Origin of the sequence: Lentilactobacillus farraginis DSM 18382 = JCM 14108 (assembly GCF_000583655.1) — a bacterium.
GTDB classification, from domain to species: domain Bacteria; phylum Bacillota; class Bacilli; order Lactobacillales; family Lactobacillaceae; genus Lentilactobacillus; species Lentilactobacillus farraginis.
In genome coordinates, this window is record NZ_BAKI01000090.1 from 1 (window position 1) to 2,262 (window position 2,262).

The window sequence follows — 2,262 nt, forward strand, 5'->3', positions numbered from 1 at the left end:
GGATCAACCACTGGTTCAACGACTGGCTCAACGACTGGTAGCACCACTGGTGCTACCACTGGATCAACCACCGGATTAACCAGTTCTAATGTTATTATTCCATTGAGTAATTCTGACAACCATGGTGATGGCGGAACCGGATTAAGTAATAATCAAACTGAATTGCCACAGACTAACGACAATGGTTATGCTAACAAGCAAACTTCTATGATTGGATTATTGCTAATTACTATTAGTGGCTTGCTAGGCTTAGTCGGATTAAAGAAACGTCGTAAATTATAATAAGATTTAATTTTAATATAATAAATAAAGGCAGCTATAAATGAGAAGAGCATTTATTGGCTGTCTTTATGATACATATATCTTTTATAAAATTATGGATAATACTAGGAATTTATTTTGTACAAACGAGGTAATTAAAAATGGGAAACCAAGCGAAACGTTATTTGACTATTATAGTAAATGACCATGAAAATGATAATAATAACCTTTTTAAGGCTCTTTCTTCAATCGATAATCAAATAGGATTTGATCTAAAGGAAGAATTACAAGTGTTATTATTGACCAATAACAAAAAAGTGGATCAACATAATACTATTACTTTTTTTAAGAATTTAAATATTAGTTTTCTGATCCGAGACACCGATAATTACGCTATCTTAGCTAACGAAGCCTTAAAAATAGTTGATACTGAATGGGTTACGTTTATGGACTCAAGAGATTTATTATTTGCCGATGGCTCATTATTAGATTTTTTTAAATTTTTCGAAAAATCCGCAAAATAATACAAACCTTTTCATTTTTAAGTATCTTATTCCGATTATAAGTAACAATCAAATTAGTGATTTTTCAGCCGTAGACTATTTAAATTTTCCCTTTGGAAAGTACTTTAAAAAATCTTTTTTGAAAAATAAGGCAATCCTTTTTAATGATCATTTAAATCATTACTTACTTGAAGACTTTACTAGCCGGGCAGTTGAAATTTGTCAAAAACCAATTTGGATTAATTTAGTTAATTATTATATGGGTTTTCGAACACCCGAAAAAGATATTTTAACCGAATTTATTCAATATCGGCTAGCTTTTCTTGAGTTTATTCAAAAAAATAATGTAGATGGACAAACTTATGTAAGAGACTTAGTTTGGTCGATTGTTCGTGCCTTTTATATACTAGAAGATCAAAATCTTGTTGATATACCATCAGCTAAGCAAGATCTTTTAAAGCTTGTTAATTTAGTACGACCATTCAACGATTATGAAAAAAAAATAGCCAATGAATTTAAACAACAACAAGGAACACATAAAATGGGCTTTTCGCAATTTGAAGACCTTTTTAGAGGTAATGAAGAATGAATTCGTATAAAGAAAGATTACTAACCATTGTAATTCCGCAACATTCTGAAAATGAAGAGGGTATAAAGCCCTTATTAAGCTCTTTGAACAATCAGATTGGGGTAGATTTTTCAGAAATTACAATATTTATTATTGGTGATGGCGGATATCAGTTATCTAACGATTTCTTTGAGCGATTTACACAATTAAACATTAATTATGACTACTACATTCCTGCACATGGCCCAGGGTATGCTAGGCAAAGAGGATTAAATTTAGCTAATTCTCATTATATTGCTTATTTAGATGCTGATGATATGCTCAACACAGTTAATGCCCTTTGGAAGTTTATAAATGTTATTAGGAAAAGTGGCCACCATGAGGTGATTTTCTCACGTTACATTGAAGAGCAAAAACTTAATGAACTAGGATATAATGAATTCCAGGTTAGAGAGTTTAACCCTTCTGCTGCTTATGGTAAGTGGATTGATGTTCAATATATCCGTGAACATAAATTTTTCTGGCATCCATTACTACCATATGCTTATGAAGACACATTTTTTCTTGATCAAGTCATCACTTTTTCAAAGGATATCTATTATTTAGACTCCCCAACCTACACGTGGTTATATCATATGAACTCCATTGTTAGAAAAAACGTTGACTATAATCGAGCTCACTTAAATGAATATATTCGAGAAAATCGATTATGGGCGTTAGAAGTCAAGAAGCGTGCACCACAACGTCTTTACTTTGACGTTAACAATGGCTTAGCTAATATGTATCGATTTCTTAAAAATCATCCACCATTGAAGAGTATTCAGCAGAAAGTCAGCGATGAATTTAAAGCTTATCTGTTGGAAAATGAGTCGTATATTAATTTAGATTATTCCAAGAAATTATTGCAAACTAAAGATCCATCATTAGAGG

General features: G+C 31.5%; 4 protein-coding genes. All 4 read left to right on the plus strand.

Translation table 11 applies throughout. The features are described from left to right. Positions 1–282 (plus strand): hypothetical protein (locus JCM14108_RS13695; protein WP_035181516.1); only part of this gene is annotated, 282 nt, incomplete at its 5' end. A gap of 140 nt (positions 283–422) precedes the next feature. Continuing rightward, positions 423–785, plus strand: a complete 363-nt coding sequence (locus JCM14108_RS13700) for a hypothetical protein (RefSeq protein WP_035181517.1) — start codon at positions 423–425, stop codon at positions 783–785. Between the two features lie 118 nt (positions 786–903). Then, entirely contained in the window at positions 904–1,353 is a 450-nt protein-coding gene (locus tag JCM14108_RS13705) for a hypothetical protein (protein WP_035181519.1), read from the plus strand. Beyond that, positions 1,350–2,262, plus strand: a 913-nt coding sequence (locus tag JCM14108_RS13710; protein WP_035181520.1) for a glycosyltransferase family 2 protein, incomplete at its 3' end; no start/stop codon positions are given. The genes JCM14108_RS13705 and JCM14108_RS13710, both read left to right, overlap by 4 nt.